This window comes from Lysinibacillus sp. NPDC096418 (assembly GCF_044762775.1).
Taxonomy (GTDB): domain Bacteria; phylum Bacillota; class Bacilli; order Bacillales_A; family Planococcaceae; genus Lysinibacillus.
Genome location: NZ_JBIWEY010000077.1, coordinates 1 through 2,421, shown reverse-complemented (window position 1 = coordinate 2,421; position 2,421 = coordinate 1). Strand labels below are relative to the sequence as shown.

Here is a 2,421-nt window from a genome sequence, read left to right as displayed (position 1 = left end):
TTTAGCGCCGATGGTAGTTGGGGGCTTCCCCCTGTGAGAGTAGGACGTCGCTAGGCACATGAAACAGTCAACTATATGTTGGCTGTTTTTTTATTGTTTAAACTGAGTTAAATCATAATATTGAAATTTAATTAAAATAATGGTAATCAATGACGTTCTGAATGTGATACAAACCTTTAGGAACGTGCTTTCTATTAATAGATTTGATTGAATAGTACTCTAATCTCGTTTCGTTTGCGAAGGTTTTATAAGGCTTCTAAGTATCTGTAATGAGGACATTATCAACTTTGTTCTTCATAACACGCCTCATATAAGCATTTTGAGCTTGATTTTTGGTAACAAGAACAAAAATTTGTTTGTGTTTTATTCCTCTTTGTTTAGATTACCCACCTTGCTTCCGAATTATATGTTCAGTGATGCCTTCTTTACCTTTTACAAATATAGAAAATAGGTTTTGTTGTTTTTGACAATGACCCCAAGATCCATTTGTTTAAGGGATTCAGTAGCTAATATTTTCAATAAAATAGCAAAGCTTCAGTAACCCACGATATATCCCCGTTTTTGTGAATATTTTCTGTATCGATAAGGTCCTATTAGAAAGTTCACAAAGGTAGTGTTGATGACCATTAATTTACTTTAATAAACAACGTGGGTAGATTAATAACGATAGTGCTTTAATTTTTCTTTATGGTAAGATTCCCCTATCTCTTTTAATAGATAATCACCAGCATAGGAAAAAGGCTCAGCATAGTTTTCTAAACATTGATAAATTAATTCTTTTTCTGTCTAGGACAATTTAATTGTAAGCTTTAAATAAGTTACTGAATACTTTGCTAAATCTTTCAATTTGCTGAATCAAAATGATAATAATAAGATTTCGAACCGGAATCAAATACTGAGTTAGAAAAAGAATTGATATTGTTGTTTCATAGATTAGCCTGTTAATAAGTATAAATAGTATTTGTGTACATCAGTTCTAATTAAGATAGATTTAACAATCGCCCCAGGATAAAAAGTTCGATAAGGAAGTATTAAATTGTCGATTTCTGGATAAAAACAGTAGTTGGTGAGTTTTTTAGTACGGAAATTTTTATTAAGTTCTAATTTCCTTTGATTTTTCTTATATTATAAAGATTATTTGAAAAAGGAGAGGGAATTTTGTGGATTGATGGGGTTTTTTCTGGTGGTGGTTTAAAGGGTTTTGCATTAGTTGGGGCATATCAAGTTTTGGAGAGTCAAAAATTTCGTTTTAAGAGAGTAGCGGGGACGAGTGCTGGGGCGATATTAGCTGCTTTTATTGCTGCAGGTTACAATGGTCAAGAAATTGAGGGAATATTAGAAGAATTAGATGTAGCAACATTACTTGATCCTAGAAAAACTATATTACCTTTACCATTTATGAAATGGGTAAATGTTTATCGTCATTTAGGTTTATATAGAGGAAAGTCATTAGAAAAATGGTTTTACAAAAAATTAGCGGCAAAAGGTGTTTATACATTTTCTGATTTACCGAAGGGTTCATTAAAATTAGTTGCATCTGATTTAACAAATGGGAAGATGATTGTATTGCCGGATGATTTAGATGATTATCAAATAAATGCAAGTACCTTTTCTGTAGCGTGTGCTTTACGCATGAGTTGTGGAATCCCTTTCTTCTTTGAACCGGTAACCTTAAAGACAGGCAAAGGCGAATCTATAGTTGTTGATGGTGGTGTATTAAGTAATTTTCCGCTTTGGATTTTTGATGATGCTAACGGTAGAAAATTACGTCCTACTATAGGGCTTAAATTAAGTCATCGAAGAGAAGAACAGTGCCCACAAAAAATAAATAATGGATTGAATTTATTTGAAGCATTATTTGCTACCATGAAAGATGCACATGATGAGCGGTATATTTCAAGGCGTCATGAAAAAGATGTTATATTTATTCCAGTAGAAGAATATAGTGCCACTCAATTTGATCTTAATGAAGAGACCAAAGAAACTTTAATGGAGATAGGTAGGCACCGTACTATTGAATTTCTAAAAAACTGGCCTAGATATAAAATTTAAATCTAGTTAATAGCCACTAGCGAAAAGAGATTCTATTACTGAGTACTAATTTTCAAAAAAACTATTGACGATATATATCGTAGGTGTTATTATATAAAAGTTGCTGTTACGATATGTGGTCGCAACGAGGGAAATAAAAAAATGTTGACAAACTTTTGTTAACATGGTATTATATAAAAGTTGCTGAAACAAAGCGACAACAAAATGAACCTTGAAAACTGAACAAGCAAAACGTAATCAATAACGTTTTAAGTAACTAACAACTAAGTTAGTAAACAAAACATAAGTAATAAATAGATATCAACTTTTAGTTGATACGCTAGCAAAGCTAATGAGCTTTCAAACTACTTTTATGGAGAGTTTGATCCT

The 2,421-nt window shown here is 31.8% G+C and carries 1 protein-coding gene; it reads left to right on the top strand.

The genetic code is table 11. The features are described from left to right. Window positions 1-1,158 precede the first annotated feature (1,158 nt). Window positions 1,159-2,052 (top strand): patatin-like phospholipase family protein, encoded by an 894-nt coding sequence (locus ACIQZG_RS24420; RefSeq protein ID WP_402758748.1) that lies wholly within the window; start codon window positions 1,159-1,161, stop codon window positions 2,050-2,052. Window positions 2,053-2,421 lie beyond the last annotated feature (369 nt).